At 72.1% G+C, this 20,407-nt stretch carries 15 protein-coding genes; 12 read left to right on the forward strand and 3 right to left on the reverse strand.

From position 1 onward, the window contains the following. Window positions 1–21: 21 nt before the first annotated feature. The 4 genes from polA (at window position 22) to OG584_RS27035 (ending at window position 5,705) form a co-directional block, all read left to right on the forward strand. Entirely contained in the window at window positions 22–2,733 is a 2,712-nt protein-coding gene (polA, locus tag OG584_RS27020) for a DNA polymerase I (protein ID WP_405781635.1), read from the forward strand. 222 nt (window positions 2,734–2,955) lie between these two features. Beyond that, the gene (locus OG584_RS27025; protein ID WP_405781637.1) at window positions 2,956–4,197 is read left to right on the forward strand and encodes a lytic transglycosylase domain-containing protein; all 1,242 of its coding nucleotides are present in this window, start codon (window positions 2,956–2,958) and stop codon (window positions 4,195–4,197) included. Window positions 4,198–4,437: 240 nt separating this feature from the next. Then, window positions 4,438–4,578 carry an SPW_0924 family protein gene (locus OG584_RS27030; RefSeq protein ID WP_405781638.1) on the forward strand — a complete coding sequence of 47 codons (141 nt, stop codon included), beginning with the start codon at window positions 4,438–4,440 and terminating at the stop codon, window positions 4,576–4,578. 128 nt (window positions 4,579–4,706) lie between these two features. Beyond that, complete coding sequence (locus tag OG584_RS27035) at window positions 4,707–5,705, forward strand: DUF3068 domain-containing protein (protein ID WP_405781639.1); 999 nt, start codon at window positions 4,707–4,709, stop codon at window positions 5,703–5,705. Window positions 5,706–5,712: 7 nt separating this feature from the next. Here the strand turns inward: OG584_RS27035 and hrpB are convergent, their stop codons facing one another. Continuing rightward, the gene (hrpB, locus tag OG584_RS27040; protein ID WP_405781641.1) at window positions 5,713–8,280 is read right to left on the reverse strand and encodes an ATP-dependent helicase HrpB; all 2,568 of its coding nucleotides are present in this window, start codon (window positions 8,278–8,280) and stop codon (window positions 5,713–5,715) included. A gap of 4 nt (window positions 8,281–8,284) precedes the next feature. After that, a complete protein-coding gene (locus OG584_RS27045; protein ID WP_405781642.1) occupies window positions 8,285–9,124 on the reverse strand; it encodes a class I SAM-dependent methyltransferase in 840 nt (279 codons plus the stop codon). A 408-nt stretch (window positions 9,125–9,532) separates the two neighbouring features. Between OG584_RS27045 and rpsA the strand changes: the two genes are divergently transcribed. From rpsA to OG584_RS27070, 5 genes are all read left to right on the forward strand, one after another. Next, on the forward strand, window positions 9,533–11,047 hold the full coding sequence (gene rpsA / locus OG584_RS27050) for a 30S ribosomal protein S1 (protein WP_405781644.1): 1,515 nt from the start codon (window positions 9,533–9,535) through the stop codon (window positions 11,045–11,047). A gap of 237 nt (window positions 11,048–11,284) precedes the next feature. Further along, window positions 11,285–12,223: a PAC2 family protein gene (locus OG584_RS27055; RefSeq protein ID WP_405781646.1), complete on the forward strand. Its 939-nt coding sequence runs from the start codon at window positions 11,285–11,287 to the stop codon at window positions 12,221–12,223. A gap of 31 nt (window positions 12,224–12,254) precedes the next feature. After that, a complete protein-coding gene (gene coaE, locus OG584_RS27060) occupies window positions 12,255–12,854 on the forward strand; it encodes a dephospho-CoA kinase (RefSeq protein ID WP_405781647.1) in 600 nt (199 codons plus the stop codon). A gap of 66 nt (window positions 12,855–12,920) precedes the next feature. After that, window positions 12,921–13,289 carry a tetratricopeptide repeat protein gene (locus OG584_RS27065; protein WP_405781648.1) on the forward strand — a complete coding sequence of 123 codons (369 nt, stop codon included), beginning with the start codon at window positions 12,921–12,923 and terminating at the stop codon, window positions 13,287–13,289. A gap of 65 nt (window positions 13,290–13,354) precedes the next feature. Further along, the gene (locus OG584_RS27070) at window positions 13,355–14,056 is read left to right on the forward strand and encodes a class I SAM-dependent methyltransferase (protein WP_405781650.1); all 702 of its coding nucleotides are present in this window, start codon (window positions 13,355–13,357) and stop codon (window positions 14,054–14,056) included. A gap of 71 nt (window positions 14,057–14,127) precedes the next feature. On the opposite strand, the gene OG584_RS27075 is transcribed toward OG584_RS27070, so the two are convergent. After that, on the reverse strand, window positions 14,128–14,463 hold the full coding sequence (locus OG584_RS27075; protein WP_405781652.1) for a hypothetical protein: 336 nt from the start codon (window positions 14,461–14,463) through the stop codon (window positions 14,128–14,130). A 178-nt stretch (window positions 14,464–14,641) separates the two neighbouring features. Between OG584_RS27075 and OG584_RS27080 the strand changes: the two genes are divergently transcribed. The 3 genes from OG584_RS27080 to OG584_RS27090 all read left to right on the forward strand — a co-directional run bounded on the left by OG584_RS27080 (window position 14,642) and on the right by OG584_RS27090 (window position 20,306). Next, entirely contained in the window at window positions 14,642–16,084 is a 1,443-nt protein-coding gene (locus OG584_RS27080; RefSeq protein ID WP_405781654.1) for a carboxylesterase/lipase family protein, read from the forward strand. Between the two features lie 140 nt (window positions 16,085–16,224). Beyond that, window positions 16,225–19,149, forward strand: coding sequence for a DEAD/DEAH box helicase (locus tag OG584_RS27085; protein ID WP_405781656.1), 2,925 nt, complete (start codon window positions 16,225–16,227; stop codon window positions 19,147–19,149). After that, window positions 19,146–20,306, forward strand: coding sequence for an SWIM zinc finger family protein (locus OG584_RS27090; protein ID WP_405781658.1), 1,161 nt, complete (start codon window positions 19,146–19,148; stop codon window positions 20,304–20,306). Before OG584_RS27085 ends, OG584_RS27090 begins: the two co-directional genes overlap by 4 nt. Window positions 20,307–20,407: the final 101 nt, after the last annotated feature.

The raw sequence follows: 20,407 nt of genomic DNA on the forward strand, positions 1-20,407 counted from the left end.
CTCCGTGGCAGGATCGGACCCGTGGCAAAGACAGCATCGAAGCAGACCGCAGACACCCGCCCCCGCCTGCTCCTCATGGACGGGCACTCTCTGGCGTACCGGGCGTTCTTCGCGCTGCCCGCGGAGAATTTCACGACCGCGAGCGGTCAGACGACGAACGCTGTGTACGGCTTCGCGTCGATGCTGGCGAATACGCTGCGTGATGAGGCGCCCACGCACTTCGCGGTGGCCTTCGACGTCTCGCGGAAGACCTGGCGCGCCGAGGAGTTCCCCGAGTACAAGGCGAACCGCTCGAAGACGCCCGACGAGTTCAAGGGCCAGGTCGAGCTGATCGGTGAAGTGCTGGACACGATGCGGGTGGACCGCTTCGCCATCGAGGGCTTCGAGGCCGACGACGTCATCGCGACGCTCGCCACCCAGGCCGAGGCGGCCGGTTTTGACGTGCTGATCGTCACCGGCGACCGGGATTCCTTCCAGCTGATCACCGACCACGTGACCGTGCTGTACCCGACCAAGGGTGTATCGGAGCTGACCCGCTTCACACCCGAGAAGGTCGAGGAGAAGTACGGGCTGACCCCGCAGCAGTACCCGGACTTCGCGGCGCTGCGCGGAGACCCGTCGGACAATCTCCCGGGAATCCCCGGCGTCGGCGAGAAGACGGCCGCGAAGTGGATCAATCAGTTCGGTTCGTTCGCCGAGCTGGTGGAGCGCGCCGACGAGGTCAAGGGCAAGGCCGGGCAGAATTTCCGCGATCACCTGGAGTCGGTGCGGCTCAACCGCCGGCTCACCGAGATGGTCCGCGACGTCGAGCTGCCGAAGGGCCCGGCCGACCTGGAGCGCGCCGCGTACGACCGGGAGGCGTTCGCGCACGTACTGGACGTGCTGGAGATCCGTAACCCGAGCCTGCGCGAGCGGCTGCTGGCCGTCGACCCGGGCGCGGCGGACGAAGCCCAGCAGGCCCCGGCCGCCGGGGTGGAGCTGGACGGATCCGTGCTGTCCTCCGGCGGGCTGGCGCCCTGGCTCGCCGAGCACGGCGGGCAGCCGCTGGGCATGGCCACCGTCGAGAGCTGGGCTCTGGGCACCGGCAGTGTCGCCGAGATCGCGCTGGCCGCGGCGGGCGGGCCCGCGGCCTGGTTCGACACCACGCAGCTCGACGAGGCCGACGAGCAGGCCTTCGCCGCGTGGATCGCGGACCCCGAAAGCCCCAAGGTCATGCACAACGCGAAGAACCTGATGCGGGTCTTCCCCGAGCACGGGTGGAGCGTCCAGGGCGTCGCGATGGACACCGCGCTCGCCGCCTATCTGGTGAAGCCGGGCCGGCGCTCCTTCGCGCTGGAGCCGCTGGCCGTTGAGTACCTGGGCCGGGAGCTCGCCCCGGCGGCCTCCGCCGACGGCCAGCTCGCCTTCGGTACGGACGAGCAGGCCGAGGCCGAATCCCTGATGACCCAGGCCCGTGCCGTGCTCGACCTCGGGGACGCGTTCGGCGGGCGGCTGGAGGAGGTCGGCGCCACCGGGCTGCTGCACGACGTGGAGCTGCCGACGTCGATCCTGCTGGCCCGGCTGGAGCGGCACGGCATCGCCGCCGACCGCGCTCATCTGGAGGGCATGGAGCAGCAGTTCGCAGGCGCGGTGCAGCAGGCGGTGAAGGAGGCGCACGCAGCGGTCGGACACGAGTTCAACCTGGGCTCGCCCAAGCAGCTGCAGGAGGTCTTCTTCGCCGAGCTCGGGCTGCCGAAGACGAAGAAGACCAAGACCGGTTACACGACGGACGCGGACGCGCTCGCCTGGCTGGCCGCGCAGACCGAGCACGACCTGCCGGTGATCATGCTGCGCCACCGGGAGCAGGCCAAACTGCGGGTGACCGTGGAGGGCCTGATCAAGATGGTGGCCGCGGACGGCAGGATCCACACCACCTTCAACCAGACGGTGGCGGCGACGGGACGTCTGTCGTCCACCGACCCCAATCTGCAGAACATCCCGGTGCGTACGGACGAGGGCCGGGCCATCCGCCGCGGCTTCGTCGTCGGCGAAGGCTACGAGTCGCTGATGACCGCCGACTACAGCCAGATCGAACTGCGCGTGATGGCGCACCTGTCGGAGGACGCCGGCCTGATCGAGGCGTTCACCTCCGGTGAGGACCTGCACACCACGGTCGCCTCCCAGGTGTTCGGGGTGGAGAAGTCCGCCGTCGACCCGGAGATGCGGCGCAAGATCAAGGCGATGTCCTACGGACTCGCCTACGGGCTCTCGGCGTTCGGCCTCTCCCAGCAGCTGAACATCGAGGCCGGCGAGGCACGCGGGCTGATGGACACCTTCTTCGAGCGGTTCGGCGGGGTGCGGGACTATCTGCAGCGCGTCGTCGAGGAGGCTCGCGCCACGGGCTACACCCAGACGATGCTGGGCCGCCGCCGCTATCTGCCGGATCTCAACAGTGACAACCGCCAGCGCCGTGAGATGGCCGAACGGATGGCGCTCAACGCCCCCATCCAGGGCACGGCCGCGGACATCGTCAAGGTCGCGATGCTCAACGTCGACCGCGCGCTGGCCGAGGCCGGGCTGACCTCGCGGATGCTCCTCCAGGTGCACGACGAAATCGTGCTGGAGATCGCGTCCGGCGAGCGCAAGCAGGTGGAGGAGATCCTGCGCAGGGAGATGGCGGGCGCGGCGCAACTGCGGGCCCCGCTCGATGTGTCGGTGGGCGTCGGCGCGGACTGGGAGTCCGCCGCGCACTGACACCGGCCGGATGTGGCGGCGCAGGCCGGGCCGGTATCGGACTCCGAGGGGCCCGGCCTTCCGGCCTGCCTGTCGGCAGGCGGGCCGCAGAGCGGCCCGAAGCTGAAGAAACGGTGAAAAGCGGCAAGTGACCGGTGCCGTGGTGGCGGTTGTTGTCGTAGTGTCACCGGCAGTCCCGCGCTGGGGAGCGCGATCAGCCGTCTACGGGGAGGGACCACACCTATGGCACCGCATTTCAGCAGCCGGCTGCGCAAGGGGGCGACAGCGACCACGGTGGCTGCGCTGGCGGTGGCGGCGATGACCGCGTCGCAGGCGCCGGACGCCATGGGCAGCCAGTCCCCGCAGAGCCGGCAGGCCGCTGATGCCACGCCACCCGCAGGCACCCCGGTGAGCGGCGACTCCCCGTACTTCACCGACCTCCCGCCGCTGAACACCCCCGCCACAGAGCCGGCCCCTCCCGCGACCACCCCGGCCGGGACGGCCGAGGCGGGGATCCCGGCGTCGGTGCTCGCCGCCTACCGGAAGGCCGAGCAGACCGTCGCGGGCACCGATCCCGGCTGCCATCTCCCGTGGCAGCTGCTCGCGGCGATCGGCAAGGTCGAGTCGGGTCAGGCACGCGGCGGCCGGGTGGACGCCCAGGGCACCACGCTCACTCCGATCCTCGGCCCCGTGCTCAACGGCGCCGGCTTCGCCAACATCTCCGACACCGACAACGGACAGTACGACGGCGACGCGACGCACGACCGCGCGGTCGGCCCGATGCAGTTCATTCCCTCGACCTGGGCCACTTGGGGACAGGACGGGAACGGCGACGGCAAGAAGGACCCCGACAACGTGTTCGACGCGTCGCTCGCCACCGGGAGGTACCTGTGCGCCGACGGCCGTGACGTCGCCGTGCAGCACGACCTGGACCAGGCGATCCTCGGCTACAACCACTCCCAGGAGTACCTGAGTACGGTTCTGTCCTGGTTCGGGTTCTACAAGAAGGGCAGCCACGGCGTCCCGGACGGCACGGGTGTGCTGCCTGCCGGGACCGGCCCCGACGGCCAGGGCCCCGGTGCGGGGGACAACTCTCCCGGTAAGGGCGGCAGTTCGTCCCGGCCCGCGCCGGCGACCCCGTCCGCGTCGGCCAGGCCCACCCCCGAGCCGGCGAAGTCCGGCAGCGGAACGGTCTCCCCGGTGCCCGGCCCCAGCAGGAGCGGCAAGCCGTCGCCCTCACCGAGCGGGTCGGGCGGCCCCAGCGGCAAGCCCTCGCCCTCGCCGAGCGGCTCCGGGTGCCCGAGCGGTTCGCCGTCGCCCTCACCTTCGGACAGCGCGAGCCCGACCCCCTCGCCCTCCCCGTCGGGCTCGGCGAGCCCCTCACCGTCCGCCACCCCGTCCCCGTCCGGCAGCCCCAGCGGCTCTCCTTCCCCCTCGCCGTCACCGAGCGGGAGCAGCAGCCCGAAGCCCTGCTCCACGGGCTGACGCGGCCGCGCCCCCGCCACCACCGGCCGACGAGCCCGGCCGTACATCCGAGAGGGGTGTACGGCCGGGCTCCGTCGTGCCCGCTCGGTTCCGGTCCGTACGGCCCCGGCGCGGCGAGTGCTCCGGACCGGGGCGGAGCGTCAGTGCAAGAGGTCGGCGCAACGTGTTCTCATCTCGCGGCCGCGTTGCTACGGTGCCCCATCCCTGACGAAGCATCAGATCTCCCGTAGGAGGCCGTGCATGCGCGCCCTCGTAGCCGCCGCCATCGGGCTGGCCGTGGCCTTCGCCCTCGTCCTCACCATCACGGCTGTCGGCTCACCCGCCGGCAGGACCTCGCCGAAGCCGCTGCTCACCACGGTCCCCGGCCCCAAGAACCAGTAGACCCGCGACGCAGTGGACCAAGCGATCCAGCGAACCCCGACACCCGGCAGACCCAACGACCCGGCAGATCCAACGCCCCGGCAGATCCAACGAACCGGCAGGCCCCAAGACCCAGTAGGAGGACGGCCATGCGCCGTAAAGCCAGTCTGGTGCTGCTCGCCTTCGCGGTCTTCTGCGCCGCCATGTCCCCGCTGCTGCGCTGGTACGCCTTCCCCCGGCTGGCGAAGATCCCCGCCGACCAGTACCAGGAGGAAGTCCTGCAGGCGAAGCCCGCGACCCTCCTCGACTACGGCACCATGCAGGCCAAGAAGGTCCCCGAGGTCGACATCGTGGAGACGCTCCGGGGCAATGTGAAGGAGTCCGACCGCATCGAGCAGAGCGCGGGACGCGACGTCGTCGTCTGGGACTCGCTGACCCATGTCGCCGGGCCCGACGGCAAGATGGTCTCCGAGATCCCCGAGCGCTACATCTTCGACGCACACAGCCAGGCACCGGTCCACGCGACCGGCGAGATGGTCGACGGCGACCCGGTCAGCCGTAAAGGCATCGAGTTCAAGTGGCCCTTCCTCACCGAGAAGCGCGACTACGAGTACTTCGACGCCCAGACCCGCACCTCGTCCCCGATCCACTACCGGGGCACGGTGAATTTCCACGGCCTGGACGTCTACTACTTCGAGCAGACCATCCCCTGGACGAAGGTCCCGCTGCCCAAGAAGATGCCGGTACAGGGCATCACCCCGGAGTCCGTCGCGAAGACCGGCACCACCCGCTGGTACACGACCAAGCGCATGTTCTGGGTCGACCCCGTCACCGGTGCCCCCGTCAACGGCGAGGAGGTCCACAAGGAGGAGCTGCGCGGCGGCACCCTGCTGGGCGGCCGGGCGAAGGTCACCGCGTTCGCCGGGGACGTGAAGATGCGCCCGGACTACGTCGATTACACGGTCGGGCTGGTCAAGTCGAACCGCCTGCTCGTGCTCCTGCTCACCTCGTACCTGCCATGGGGCTTCCTGGGACTCGGCATCTGCCTTCTCGCCCTGGCCCTCCTGCTGGAGGCGCGCAGCCGCCGGCCCGGAGAGCCCGACCGGACGGACTCACCGCTGCCCGGCCCCGAACCGGTCATCGCATGAGGAACGGCTACCCCCGGTCCTGCCGTGCCTTCGTGTGCCGGGTCGGCGCCGCGTCCGACGGGTCCTCCGGCCACGGGTGCCGGGGATAGCGCCCACGCAGCTCCGCCCGCACCGACCGGTAGCCCTCCCGCCAGAACGACGCCAGGTCTGCGGTCACGGCGGCGGGGCGCCCGGCAGGGGAGAGCAGGTGCACCAGGACCGGCACGCCCGCCACGGCCGGCGTCTCGGCCAGGCCGAACATCTCCTGGAGCTTCACCGCGAGCACCGGCTGCGCACCGCCGTAGTCCAGCCGGATCCGGGACCCGCTCGGCACCTCGTACCGCTCGGGCGCCAGCTCGTCGAGGCGCGCCGCCTCGCCGGTCGCCCACGGCAGCAGCCTGCCGAGGGCCTGCCCGGCCTCGATCCGCGCCAGATCGTTCCGCCGCCGCGCCCTGGACAGCTCGGGCTCCAGCCACTCGTCCGTCCTTACCAGCAGCGCCTCGTCCGACACGTCCGGCCAGCCGCCGCCCACCTCCCGGTGCAGGAAGGCCAGCCGCTGCCGCAGCTCCCGCGCGTGCGGCGTCCAGCGCAGCAGCCCGAGCCCCTCCCGCCGCAGCCCGTCGATGAGCGCTTCCCGTACGAGGGCGGGCGGCGGGCTCTTCAGCGCCCGTACCGTCAGTTCGACCGCGCCGAGCCGCTCCACCCGCCGGGCCAGTACGTCACCGTCCGCCCAGCCGACCTCGTCGCCGGCGGCGAGCAGATGCCCCGCCGCCGTCCGGGCGGTGTCCTCGTCGACGACGGCCGCCAGCCGCACCCGGGCCGAAGCGGCGGTCGCGGGCCGGTCGGCCACCGCGACCGCGATCCACGGCGCGCCGCGCAGCCGCGATCCGGCCGCCGTCTCGGCGCCGGTCCCCGACACCATCAGGAAGGCGCCCTCGCCCCGCGCCCTCGCCACCCGCTCGGGGAAGGCCAGGGCGGCCACGAGTCCCGCCACCGTGTCGTCGCTCCCGGCGCCGTCGTGCCCCTGGCCACCGCCGCCGTCACGGTCGCCGGCGGCGCTCCGCGGCCTCGCTCCCGCCGGGGTGCCGTCCACCCCGGCCGCCAGCCTGCGGACCTCCTGGCGCCAGCGGGCCGCGTAGCCGTCGCCTCCCGCACGCGCGGCGCGCCAGGCGGCGGTGAGGTCGTCGCCGTACTCCCTGGGCGGCTCCTCGCTGAGCAGCGCCACCACCTCAGCCGCCCGGCGCGCACCGACCTCGTGTGCGCCGTCGAGCAGCGCCCGCGCGAGCCGGGGGTGCAGCCCGAGCCGTGCCATCCGTACGCCCCGGCCGGTGGCCCTGCCGTCCCCTTCCACCGCGCCGATCGCGGCCAGCACTTCGCGTGCGGCCCCCATCGCCCCGGCGGGCGGCGGGTCGAGAAGGGAGAGGCCGCCGGCCGACGGATCGCCCCAACAGGCCGCCTGGAGGGCGAAGGCGGCCAGATCGGCGACCTTGATCTCGGGGGAGGGGAAGGGGGAGAGGCGGGTGTTCTCGGCCTCGGTCCAGCAGCGGTAGACGGTGCCGGGCGCCTCCCGCCCGGCCCGCCCCGCACGCTGGCGGGACGCCGCCTGCGAGACCCGTACCGTCGTCAGAGCGCTCAGCCCGCGCGCATGGTCGGTGCGCGGTTCGCGCGCCAGTCCGGCGTCCACCACCACCCGCACCCCGGGCACGGTCAGCGACGACTCGGCCACCGACGTCGCGAGCACCACCCGGCGGCTGTCCGAGCCCGCGAGCACCGCGTCCTGCACGGCGGCGGGCGCGCGTCCGTGCACCTGGAGCACGTCCACCCCCAGGCCCGTCAACTGCCCGGCCACCCTGGTGATTTCACCGACCCCGGGGAGGAAGCAGAGCACATCACCGGTCCGCTCGGCCAGTGCCCGCCGGACGACGGACGCGACATGGCTGAGCAGCGCCGGATCGACGCGCATGCCGTGCGGCGGCCGCACCGGCCTGGCGGGCGGCGCCCACACCGTCTCCACCGGGTGGCTGACTCCGTGCGCCTCCACCACCGGGGCGTCCCCGAGCAGCCGGGACCACCCCTGGGCGTCGGTCGTCGCCGACGCCGCCACCAGACGCAGTCCGGGGCGGAGCGTGGCCCGGACGTCCAGCAGGAAGGCGGCCACGGTGTCCGCGTCCAGGTGACGCTCGTGGCACTCGTCGATGATCACCACATCGACTCCGGCCAGCTCCTGGTCGCGCTGCAGCCGCTGCAGCAGGACACCGGTGGTGACGACCTCCACCACCGTCCCGGGCCCCACGGTCCGCTCCCCGCGCACGGTGAAGCCGACGCGGCCGCCGGCCTGCTCACCGATCAGCCACGCCATCCGCCGGGCGGCGGCCCTGGCGGCGATCCTTCGCGGTTCCGCGACGAGCACCTTCCGTACCGGCCGCTGTCCGGCAGCGGCACCGGCGAGCCCGGCCAGCACCAGCGGCACCAGCGTGGTCTTGCCGGTGCCGGGCGGCGCGCAGAGCACGGCGGCGCCGTGCGTGTCGAGGGCCTGTTCGAGCGCAGGCACGGCGGTGCGGACGGGAAGCACGTCGAGCGCGCCGGTACGGATCACCCGCTCAGTCTCGTACGTCGTCCCGTACGCAGACGAAAATCGCCGAGCCCGGAATCAGCTTCCCGCGCAGCGGGGACCAGCCGCCCCACTCGGACGTGTTCCACTCGGGCCACTGCGGCTCGACCAGATCGGCCAGCCGGAACCCGCCGGCCAGTACGTCCCGCACCCGGTCGCCCAGGGTGCGGTGGTGCTCGACGTACACCGCGTTCCCGTGCTCGTCCTGCTCGACGTACGGGGTGCGGTCGAAGTAGGAGGACGCGACCGTGAGGCCCTCGGGTCCGGGCTCGTCCGGGAACGCCCAGCGGACCGGGTGCGTGACGGAGAAGACCCAGCGCCCGCCGGGCCGCAGCACCCGGTGCACCTCGCGGAAGACCTTCACCGGGTCCGCGACGAAGGGAACAGCGCCGTACGCGGAACAGGCGAGGTCGAAGGAGCCGTCGCGGAACGGCAGCACCGAGGCGTCGGCCGCCACCAGCGGGACCTCGGCCACCCCGGGCCTGTTCTCGCCGATGCGCAGCGCGTGCTGGAGCTGGCGGTGGGAGACGTCGAGGGCCACCGGGCGTGCGCCCTGGGCGGCCAGCCAGCGCGAGCACTGGGCCGCCCCTGCGCCGATCTCCAGGACGTCGAGCCCCTTCAGCCCGTCGGCGGGGCCCAGCAGCTCGGCCTCCACCTCGTCGAGACCCTCGGGGCCCCAGACGAAACGGTCGTCGCCCAGGAAGGAGCCGTGCTCCGTCTGGTACTCGTCGGCGTTCCGGTCCCACCAGCCCCGGTTGGCCCGGCTGCTCTCGGTGTCCCCGGCGTCACGGCGTGTCGCTTCGGGTTCGTTCTCGTACTCTTCGCTCATCGTGCCAGTCTGTATCGTCGGTGCACGGGGCCGGGCGTCCGCGGTACCGGCGCCGCCGGGAAACCCGGCTGCCGGGACACCGTCGTGGCCGATGCGGCCTCGTACAACTGAAGTTGTGCCGGGATTGGGGCGATCCGCCCCGGGTGTGCACCTTCGCGCATTGACCCTGTCCGGCCGTCCCCGTATGCTACAAGTTGCGCTGCGAGCCTGCGCTCCTCAGACCTAGCAGGCTGCGCTTGCATCTGTTGTATGTCCCCTCGGTTATCGAGGCGCCACCGATGTGTTCGGCAACGAGCACGGAGTACCGGATCGGCGCTTCCTGGGCTGTCCGGCGTCTGCAGAGGCGATACGGGCTCCCGGCGTAGCAGTACCTACGACTTCAATGTCCGTACCGGAGCCCTTTCCCACATGACGAGCAGCACCGAGACCACCGCCACCACGCCGCAGGTTGCGGTCAACGACATCGGCGACGCGGACGCGTTCCTCGCGGCGATCGACGAGACGATCAAGTACTTCAACGATGGCGACATCGTTGACGGCGTCATCGTCAAGGTTGACCGGGACGAGGTTCTCCTCGACATCGGTTACAAGACCGAAGGCGTCATCCCGAGCCGCGAGCTCTCGATCAAGCACGACGTCGACCCCAATGAGGTCGTCAAGGTCGGCGACGAGATCGAGGCCCTGGTTCTCCAGAAGGAGGACAAGGAAGGCCGCCTGATCCTCTCGAAGAAGCGCGCTCAGTACGAGCGTGCCTGGGGCACCATCGAGAAGATCAAGGAAGAAGACGGGATCGTCACCGGCACCGTCATCGAGGTCGTCAAGGGTGGTCTCATCCTCGACATCGGCCTCCGTGGCTTCCTGCCGGCCTCCCTGGTCGAGATGCGTCGTGTCCGCGACCTCCAGCCCTACGTGGGCAAGGAGCTCGAGGCCAAGATCATCGAGCTGGACAAGAACCGCAACAACGTGGTCCTGTCCCGCCGTGCCTGGCTCGAGCAGACCCAGTCCGAGGTCCGCCAGACGTTCCTCACGACCCTGCAGAAGGGTCAGGTCCGCTCCGGCGTCGTCTCCTCGATCGTCAACTTCGGTGCCTTCGTGGACCTGGGTGGCGTCGACGGTCTCGTGCACGTCTCCGAGCTCTCCTGGAAGCACATCGACCACCCCTCCGAGGTTGTCGAGGTCGGCCAGGAAGTCACCGTCGAGGTTCTCGACGTGGACATGGACCGCGAGCGCGTCTCCCTGTCGCTCAAGGCGACGCAGGAAGACCCGTGGCAGCAGTTCGCCCGTACGCACCAGATCGGTCAGGTCGTCCCGGGCAAGGTCACGAAGCTCGTTCCGTTCGGTGCGTTCGTGCGCGTCGACGAGGGCATCGAGGGCCTGGTCCACATCTCCGAGCTGGCCGAGCGCCACGTGGAGATCCCGGAGCAGGTCGTCCAGGTCAACGACGAGATCTTCGTCAAGGTCATCGACATCGACCTTGAGCGCCGCCGCATCAGCCTCTCGCTGAAGCAGGCCAACGAGTCCTTCGGCTCGGACCCGGCCTCGGTCGAGTTCGACCCGACGCTGTACGGCATGGCCGCGTCGTACGACGACCAGGGGAACTACATCTACCCCGAGGGCTTCGACCCCGAGACCAACGACTGGCTCGAGGGCTTCGACACCCAGCGCGAGGCCTGGGAAGGCCAGTACGCCGAGGCGCAGACGCGCTTCGAGCAGCACCAGGCCCAGGTCATCAAGTCCCGCGAGGCCGACGAGGCCGCTGCTGCCGAGGGTGCTGCCGCTCCGGCCGCGGCCAGCGGTGGCACCGCCGGTGCCGGTGCTTCGGGTGGTTCGTACTCCTCGGAGTCGGACGACAACTCCGGCGCCCTGGCGTCGGACGAGGCCCTGGCCGCCCTGCGCGAGAAGCTGGCCGGCGGCCAGAGCTGACGCTCAGGTCCCCAGCTGGTGCATGACTGAAGTCGAGGCCCGCTCCCTCCGGGGGGCGGGCCTCACTCATTCCCCGGGCGAGCCGCGGGTGTCACCCGCCTTCGCCGCTACCGGCTCCCGGCGCACGCAGTCCCACGGAGGCGCACGCGCGCGCCCGGGGACGTCCGCTCGCTCCGCGGGGAATGCCCGAGCCGCACGGGGCGTTCTCCCCGGTGAACACGAGGAGGAGCGGTAATCGTGCTTGATCCGCAAGATTTGTACGCATGGGAGCCGAAGGGCCTGGCAGTCGTCGATGTGGCGCTCGCGCAGGAGTCGGCCGGACTTGTCATGCTCTACCACTTCGACGGGTACATCGACGCGGGCGAGACCGGTGACCAGATCGTCGAGGGCCTGCTGGACACGCTGCCCCATCAGGTCGTCGCACGTTTCGACCACGACCGGCTGGTGGACTACCGCGCGCGCAGGCCCCTGTTGACCTTCAAGCGGGACCAGTGGGCGGACTACGAGACTCCGACACTTGACGTGCGCCTGGTCCAGGACGCCACGGGGGCACCCTTCCTGCTGCTGTCGGGCCCCGAGCCCGACGTCGAATGGGAGCGGTTCGCGGCCGCGGTCGAGCAGATCGTCGACCGGCTCGGCGTGCGTATCTCGGTGAACTTCCACGGGATCCCGATGGGCGTCCCGCACACCCGCCCGGTGGGGATCACCCCGCACGGCAACCGCACGGATCTGATGCCCGGACACAAGTCGCCGTTCGACGAGGCACAGGTGCCCGGCAGCGCCGAGTCCCTGGTGGAGTTCCGGCTCGCCCAGTCGGGCCACGACGTGCTGGGTGTGGCCGCACATGTGCCGCACTACGTCGCGCGTTCCTCGTACCCGGACGCGGCGCTGACCGCCCTCGAGGCCGTCACCGCGGCCACCGGTCTCGTACTGCCGACGGTCGCGCACGCCCTGCGTACCGAGGCACAGCGCACGCAGGACGAGATCGAGCGCCAGATCGGTGAGGGCGACGAGGAACTGACCGCCCTCGTCCAGGGACTTGAGCATCAGTACGACGCGCTGGCCGGATCGGAGACCCGCGGAAATCTGGTCGCCGAGGCGGTCGAGCTGCCGTCGGCGGACGAGATCGGCCGCGAATTCGAACGCTTCCTGGCGGAGCGGGAGGGCGACATCTGAGACCGCGGGGGAGGGCTCTAGGCTCCTGGTCATGCTGAAAGTGGGGTTGACCGGTGGAATCGGCGCCGGGAAGAGCGAAGTGTCCCGGCTGTTCGTCAGCTATGGGGCGGTGTTGATCGATGCCGACCGGATCGCCCGGGAGGTGGTCGAACCGGGAACTCCCGGGCTGGCGGCCGTGGTGGAGGCGTTCGGAGAGTCCGTGCTCGCAGCGGACGGCACTCTGGACAGGCCCGCGCTCGGTGCGATCGTCTTCGCCGACCCGGAACGCCTGGCGACGCTCAACTCGATCGTCCACCCGCTCGTCGGGGCCCGCTCCGCCGAACTGGAGGCCCTGGCGCGGGAGGACTCGGTCGTCGTCCACGACGTACCGCTGCTGACCGAGAACGGGCTCGCCCCGCTCTACGACGTGGTGGTCGTGGTGGACGCGTCGGCCGACACGCAGCTGGACCGGCTGGTGCGGCAGCGCAAAATGCAGGAATCCGAGGCCCGCGCCCGGATGGCCGCCCAGGCCACCAGGGAACAGCGCCGCGAGATCGCCGACATCCTGATCGACAACGACGGCCCGCTGGACGCCCTGGAGCCGCAGGTGCGCACCGTCTGGTCGCAGCTGTCGGCGCGGGCCGGAGGCTGATTCCGCGACCGGGGTGACCACAGCGGCGCGGGCGGCCACAGCGACTACGAAGGAAGGCCAGGACCGATGTCACACAGCAACCCCGAGACCCATGTCATCGACTACCGCGCGGCCGAACAGCTGCTGGACGCCCGTGATCCGCGAGGCGCCGTGAAGCTGCTGGACGAGGTGATCGCGGCTCACCCGGAGAACACCGCGGCCCGGCTGCTGCGCGCACGGGCCTTCTTCGCGGCCGCTCAACTCCGCCCGGCCGAGCTGGAGTTCCAGCTGGTCCTGGAGCGGGAGCCGGACAACGCCTTCGCGCACTTCGCCCTGGCGCGCACCTTCGAGCGGGCCGGGCGCCCCGAACAGGCCAGGCGGCACTTCAGGTTGGCCGCGGCGCTCGACCCGCAGCCCGCATATCTGCGGGCAGCCCGGTTCGATTCCGGGGACTGACCACTGGCCCCCGGAGCACCGTGCTCCGGGGGAACGCGGGCCGCGGCGTGTTCGTTCTGCATGGCATGAGCGTCCGAATGCGCAAGGGATACGGCGGAACAGGACCGGGGGAGAGAACACCCGACGGGTGCTCCGTCGAGGTGTACAAGCGGATGCCGGTCGGGGACGAACCGGATGTCGTGGCGGCTGCGGTGCCGCCCGGCGCGAGCATCCTCGAGCTGGGGAGCGGGGCGGGCCGGGTCACCCGCCCGCTCGCCGAGCGGGGATTCGCAGTCACCGCGGTCGACGAGTCGCCCGGAATGCTGGAACAGATCGAGGGTGTCGAGGGCGTCCGCACGCTCCGCAGCCCGATCGAGGAGCTGGACACCGGTGAGACCTACGACGTGGTGATGCTCGCGTCCTTCCTGGTGCACACGGGAGATCCGCAGGTGCGCCAGGGGATGCTGCGTGCATGCCGCCGGCATGTGAAGGACGGCGGGTGCGTACTGGTGCAGCGCGAGGGCCTGGACTGGCATACGGACGTACCGAGGGAGCGGCGCGACAGCGCGGGCGGGACCGTCCGGATCAAGTCCGCGACCCCGGTCGGTGACGGGGTCGACGCGATGCTCTGCGAGTACGTCTACCCCGACGCGACCTGGACACAGACCTTCCTGTCCCGTCCGCTGAGCCGCGAGGAGTTCGAGGGCCACCTGGGCGATGCGGGCCTCGTCGTGGACAGATATCTCACCGACGACGGCACATGGGTACGGGTACTGCCCGCGCTATGAGTGCCCGACGCCCGGAGCGCCGGCGTGCCCCCGTGAACGCCATGGTCCGTGTCGCCCGCGGTACGCCGGTATCAGTGGACCAGGGTGTAGCTGCGCCAGGCCACCAGCGGCGGGGTCACCGTGTTCGTCAGGGTGGTCGCGTTGTACACCGTCGGCTTGCCGGTGCAGCCGCTGCCCGGGTAGAGCCACATGTCGATCAGCGTGTTGTTGTCGACGGACGCGGCGCCCCCGCGCTTCAGCGGGTGGCAGCCCGACACGGAGGGATTCGAGACCCTGACGACTTTCGAATCCGGCGTGGTGTACGAGATCGTACCGACCGCGGTGCGGCTGAGACCGGTACACCCGGCTACGGCGAACGGCAGGAGCACTGCGCCGGCGATGAAGCCGAGGCGCCGGTGATCGGACATGCGCGGTCCCGTCTGTACGGAGAGTCACTGGTGGGAGCAACCCTGCCCGCTTCCGGACGCCGCGGCATCCGGTGCTGGGCCGCGCGGGGGACGGCCCCTGTGTGACCGCGCGTTTCCGATCGAGCCGATGGGACCGGAATTGAACAGTGGAGAGCTGAATCAGATGGAACCTGTGTGCATGACGCGTCAGGGCGCCGTACGGGGGCGGATGGACGGCGCGGGGGTGGCGTCCTTCCTCGGCATCCCCTACGCAGCGCCGCCGTTCGGGCCACGACGGTTCCTGGCCCCGGCGCCGCCCGTGCCGTGGGACGGCGTGCGGAAAGCGCAGGCCCACGGCCGGACAGTGCCGAAGGTGCCGTACGCACCACCGTTCGACGCGCTGATCCCCGAGGATCTGGGCAGCGACGGCGAGGACTGCCTCAACCTCAGTGTCTGGACGCCCGAGCCGGGGCCCAACGGCGGCCTGCCGGTCATGGTGTGGCTGCACGGGGGCGCTTTCGCGAACGGATCGGGGTCGGCGTCCGCCTACGACGGGAGAGCGTTCGCCCGCGACGGTGTGGTCTGCGTGACGGTCAACTACCGGCTGGGGACGGACGGTTTCCTGAGCCTGGAGGGGGCGCCGGACAACCGCGGTCTGCTCGACCAGATCGCCGCCCTGGAATGGGTGCACGAGAACATCGCCTCCTTCGGTGGCTCCCCCGACCGGGTCACCGTATTCGGGGAGTCGGCCGGCGCGATGAGCATCGGACTGCTGCTCGGGATGGAGCGGACCCGTGGGCTGTTCAGGCGAGCCGTCCTGCAGAGCGGGGGCGCACACCACTTCCTCCGCCCCCGGTCCGCCCGGCTGATCGCCGCGTATCTCGCGGAGCAGCTCGGCGTCGCCCCGACAGCCGGGGAATTCGCCGCCGTCCCGCTCCCCGCCCTGCTCGGCGCGCAGTCGAAGCTCCGCACGGAGATCGGGCGCCGCCCCGACCCCGCCCTGTGGGGCGACGCCGTGCTCAACGCGATGCCCTTCGAACCGGTCGCTCCCGGACTCGCCCTGCCGGACCGGGACTGCGGTGTCGACCTGCTCGTCGGGAGCAACCGTGAGGAGAACCGCCTCTTCATGGTCCCGACCGGGCGGATGGACACGATCACGGATGAGCGGCTGCGCCTGGCCGCGACCGCGTACGGACTCGACCCGGACCGCGCCCTGGCCGTCTACCGCGCGGGCCGCGCGGACGCGAGCGCGGGCGAGCTGTTCGACGCGGTGGCGACCGACTGGTTCTACCGGATTCCCGCCCTGCGCCTGGCGGAGGCCGTCCCGGGCTCCCACGTCTACGAGTTCGCCTGGCGCTCACCGCAGTTCGGCGGCAGGCTCGGCGCCTGCCACGCGTCCGAACTGGGCTTCGTCTTCGACAATCTGCACGATCCCGCGTATCTCCCGATGCTCGGGAGCCACCCGCCCCAGGCGTTGGCGGACACGGTGCACGGCGCCTGGGTCGCCTTCGCGGAGACCGGCGACCCGGGGTGGCCGGCGTACGGCCCGGCCGACCGCACCACGATGGTCTTCGGCGACGAGTCAGGCACTGTCGACGACCCGCGCCCCGCGGAGCGGGCCCTGTGGGACGGGGTGCGCTGACCCCGCCCCCACAGGGCCCGCGCCCCCGCCCCGTCCGCCCCGCATCTGCGGGCGGACGGGGCGGGCCTCCGCGCCGCACCTGACTGTCGGACCCCGCACCTACACTCGCAGGAGAGAGCGGAACCAGGGCGGAAGGGCAGGTGAGCGGCGTGCGGGGACCAGCTGACGCGCAGGGAACGAGCGGGGCCGGACCTGCGGCGCTCACCCGGCGGGCCGTGGTCTTCCTGCCCGCCTCGCTGCCCCGCGACGGCCGGTTCGCCTTCTGGGACCCGGCGGCGCGAGAGGCAGGGGGCGCCGGACCCGGCGAGCTCACTGTCGTACGGCGGCACGGCACGGCGGCCCGCCGGCGTACCGTGCCCGCTGTCCTGCTGCCCCTCACCGACGCTCTGCCGCTGCTGGCCGCCGCCCGGCACGCCCCGGCCGCCCACCCCGCCGCGCGCTGCTGGGGCGCGGCAGCGCTGCACGCCCTGCAGCTGGTGGCGCGCGGCCGGTTGCTGCCAGGACTGACCGCCGCAGGCCACGACGCCTGGCGGGCCGGGCCGCTCGACGCGGAGGACGTCGCCCATCTGCGAGCGGTGGCCGCCGCCATGCCGCCCGAAGCGCACGCGGTCCCGCTCCCCGGCCGCACGCCCATGGAGCTGCCCGAGCCCGAAGGCCTGCTCCGGTCGTTCTACGACGCGGTCGCCGACTCACTGCCCCGTACACCGGCCGCGCCGCACGCGGTGGGGGCCGCCTATGCCGCGCAAGCACCACAGCGGCTGCCGGAGCTGCGCGAGTGGGCTGCGGAGGTGGCGGCGGGGGCGGACGCGGGCGTACAGGTCTCGCTCCGCCTCGATCTCTCCAACTACGAGCTGTTCGACCGCGCCGACGACGTGGCGGTCCCGCCGGACGAGACCGCCACGACGGGCAGAATCACCGGCGGGACCACCGGGGCCGGCGCCGCGGGTCATGCCGGAGCGGTGGAGCGCCGGGCGGCCGCGGCCGTGGTCCAGGTGCACAGCCTCGCCGACCCGACGCTGGTGGCCGACGCGGGGCGGCTGTGGGCAGGCGACGGCGACGAGCACTTCGGGCCGCGCGTGCGGATCGACGCCGTGCTGGCGCTGCGGCGCGCGGCCAGGGTCTGGCCGCCGCTGAGCGCGCTGCTGGAGCGTCCCGTGCCCGATGTACTGCCGCTGTCCGAGGACGAGTTGTACGAGCTGCTCGGTCCGGCGGCCGCACGGCTCGCCGCGGCGGGCGTGGCCGTGCACTGGCCGCGGGACCTGGTCCGGTCACTGACCGCCGCCGCGGTCGTCAGACCGGCACCGGGCTCGGCCACGGACGGCACCGCGTTCTTCGACGCGGAGCAGCTCTTCTCGTTCAGCTGGCAGCTGGCCGTCGGCGACGAAGGGCTGACCGAATCGGAGATGGACATCCTGGCCGAGGCGCACCGCCCGATCGTGCGGCTGCGTGACCAGTGGGTCGTCATCGACCCGGCTCTCGTGCGGAAGGCACGCAAGCGGGAACTGGGCCTCCTCGCGCCCGTCGACGCACTGTCGGTGGCGCTGACCGGCAGCGCCGAAGTGGACGGCGAGACAGTCGAAGCGGTCCCGGTCGGTGCGCTCGCGGCCCTGCACTCCAGGCTCACGTCGGACACGGCGCCGCTGCCGCAGCCGGCGGGGCTCGACGCCACCCTGCGCGACTACCAGCTGCGCGGCCTCGGCTGGCTCGATCTGATGACCTCGCTCGGCCTCGGCGGCTGCCTCGCCGACGACATGGGCCTCGGCAAGACGATCACCCTCATCGCCCTGCATCTGCACCGCGCCCGTCCTGAGCCCACGCTCGTCGTCTGCCCGGCCTCGCTGCTCGGCAACTGGCAGCGCGAGATCACCCGGTTCGCCCCCGGCGTGCCCGTCCGCCGCTTCCACGGCACCGACCGCTCACTGACCGACGCCGGGGGCGGCTTCGTCCTCACCACGTACGGGACGATGCGTACCAGCGCCGCCGAACTCGCCGCGCAGCCCTGGGGCATGGTCGTCGCCGATGAGGCACAGCACATCAAGAACCCCAACGCGGCGACGGCGAAGGCGCTGCGGACCATCCCGGCCCCGGCTCGGGTCGCGCTCACCGGCACCCCCGTGGAGAACAACCTCTCCGAGCTGTGGGCGCTGCTGGACTGGACGACTCCGGGACTGCTGGGCCCCCTGCAGACGTTCCGCGCACGCCACGCGAGGATCGTCGAGAACGGCGAGGAGGACGGGGCGGTCGAACGGCTGGCCCGGCTCGTCCGGCCGTTCCTCCTGCGCCGCAAGAAGTCCGACCCCGGCATCGCCCCCGAGCTCCCGCCCAAGACGGAAACCGACCGCCCCGTCGCGCTCACCCGGGAGCAGGCTGCTCTGTACCAGGCGGTCGTCCGTGAGTCGATGGCGGTCATCGAAGCGGGTGAGGGCTTCGGCCGGCGCGCACAGATCATGAAGCTGCTCACCTCGCTCAAGCAGATCTGCAACCACCCGGCGCAGTATCTGAAGGAGGGCCCCTCCCGCCTCGCGGGACGCTCGGGCAAGCTCGCCCTCCTGGACGAACTCCTCGACACCATCCTCGCCGAGGGCGGCTCCGGCGGCGCCGTCCTGGTCTTCACCCAGTACGTGGCCATGGCCCGGCTGCTCTCCGACCACCTCACCGCGCGAGGTATCCCCTCGCAGCTTCTGCACGGCGGGACACCCGTGGCCAGGCGGGAGGAGATGGTGGACGCATTCCAGGCCGGTGGCTGCCCGGTCTTCCTGCTCTCCCTCAAGGCGGCGGGCACCGGGCTGAACCTCACCAGAGCCGGTCACGTCATCCACTACGACCGCTGGTGGAATCCGGCCGTCGAGGAACAGGCCACGGACCGCGCGTACCGCATCGGCCAGACCCAGCCGGTGCAGGTCCACCGGCTGATCGCGGAAGGCACCGTCGAGGACCGGATCGCCGAGATGCTGGCGTCCAAGCGGGCGCTGGCGGACGCGGTGCTCGGCTCCGGCGAGAGCGCCCTCACCGAGCTGGGCGACGCGGAGCTGGCCGACCTGGTGTCCCTGCGGAGGCCGTCATGAGCAGCTGGTGGGGGGACGCCTGGGTGGCCGCCCTGGAAGCGCTGTCCCTCGACGCGGGACGCCTCGAACGGGGCAGGCGCTATGCGGACGGCGGTCATGTCGCCGCGGTGAACGTCGCGCCCGGCCGCATCCTCGCCTACGTCCAGGGGAGCCGCCCGCGCCCCTACCGGGCCGAACTGCGGCTGCGGACGCTCTCCGACGCCGACTGGGACCACTTCCTGGAAGCGGCTGCCGACCAGCCGGGCCATATCGCCGCCCTGCTCGACAAGGACATGCCCCACTCACTCGTCGAAGCCGCGGCCGGTGTCGCGCTGCTGCCCGCACCGGGCGACCTCATGCCGTCCTGTTCCTGCCCGGACACCGGCCGCCCCTGCAAGCACGCGGCGGCCCTCTGCTACGAGACGGCCCGCCTCCTCGACGCCGACCCGTTCGTCCTGCTTCTGATGCGAGGCAGGAGCGAGCGGGAACTCCTCGACGAACTGGCCCGCCGCAACGCGGCCAACTCCGCACGCGAACAGCCCGCCGCGCCCCCCGCCCCCGGCGTCCCCGCCCGGGAGGCACTCACCCCCCGGTTCCTGCCGCCACTGCCCGCGCCGCTGCCCGTCGGGGCGTACCCCGGCACCCCGCCGTCCTACCCCGGGGCGCCCGGGGCACCCGATCCGTCGGCTCTCGACGATCTCGCCACCGACGCGGCGGCACGCGCCCACGCACTGCTCACCACCGGCGCCGACCCCGTCGGCGGGCTCACCCCGTGGCAGGACGCGGTCCGGCTGGCAGCCGCCCGTCCCACCGCCGGGCTGACCGGCACCACCCGCGCGCTCTACCGCGCCCTCGCATCGGCCACCGGCCGCACCCCCACAGAGCTGGCGCGCGCGGTCGCGGCCTGGCGGCAGGGCGGCGCCGAAGGGCTGGCCGTACTCGAAACGCCGTGGGATCCGCCCGCGGGCCCCTTCGACCGGGCGCGCCCCGCCCTGGCCGCCGCCGGGCTCCCGCGCTTCCAGCCCGCACGCAACCGGCTGACCGTGCCCGACGGCGCCCTCCAGCTGCGCTTCGGCCGGGACGGCCGCTGGTACGCCTACGAATCGGACCCGGGCAGGGACGACTGGTGGCCGCGCGACACCCCCCACCCCGACCCGGTGGAGGCACTGCGGCACTGATGGCCGACGGTGGATGAACAGCGTTCACTGACCGGTTCGGCCGACGGCCCCACGGCTCACGCACCCTCAGGCAGGCTCGCGCGACCCCGGGCCCACGCACA

This window comes from Streptomyces sp. NBC_00859, from assembly GCF_045161865.1.
In the GTDB taxonomy this organism is placed as follows: Bacteria; Actinomycetota; Actinomycetes; order Streptomycetales; family Streptomycetaceae; genus Streptomyces.

Excerpts from the sequence above, each read along its gene's own strand:
- OG584_RS27045 (WP_405781642.1), bottom strand. The coding sequence starts at position 9,124 with ATGAGCGAAGAGTACGAGAACGAACCCGAAGCGACACGCCGTGACGCC.
- OG584_RS27035 (WP_405781639.1), top strand. The coding sequence starts at position 4,707 with ATGCGCCGTAAAGCCAGTCTGGTGCTGCTCGCCTTCGCGGTCTTCTGC.
- coaE (WP_405781647.1), top strand. The coding sequence starts at position 12,255 with ATGCTGAAAGTGGGGTTGACCGGTGGAATCGGCGCCGGGAAGAGCGAA.
- OG584_RS27030 (WP_405781638.1), top strand. The coding sequence starts at position 4,438 with ATGCGCGCCCTCGTAGCCGCCGCCATCGGGCTGGCCGTGGCCTTCGCC.
- OG584_RS27065 (WP_405781648.1), top strand. The coding sequence starts at position 12,921 with ATGTCACACAGCAACCCCGAGACCCATGTCATCGACTACCGCGCGGCC.
- OG584_RS27075 (WP_405781652.1), bottom strand. The coding sequence starts at position 14,463 with ATGTCCGATCACCGGCGCCTCGGCTTCATCGCCGGCGCAGTGCTCCTG.
- OG584_RS27025 (WP_405781637.1), top strand. The coding sequence starts at position 2,956 with ATGGCACCGCATTTCAGCAGCCGGCTGCGCAAGGGGGCGACAGCGACC.
- OG584_RS27080 (WP_405781654.1), top strand. The coding sequence starts at position 14,642 with ATGACGCGTCAGGGCGCCGTACGGGGGCGGATGGACGGCGCGGGGGTG.
- rpsA (WP_405781644.1), top strand. The coding sequence starts at position 9,533 with ATGACGAGCAGCACCGAGACCACCGCCACCACGCCGCAGGTTGCGGTC.
- OG584_RS27090 (WP_405781658.1), top strand. The coding sequence starts at position 19,146 with ATGAGCAGCTGGTGGGGGGACGCCTGGGTGGCCGCCCTGGAAGCGCTG.
- OG584_RS27070 (WP_405781650.1), top strand. The coding sequence starts at position 13,355 with ATGAGCGTCCGAATGCGCAAGGGATACGGCGGAACAGGACCGGGGGAG.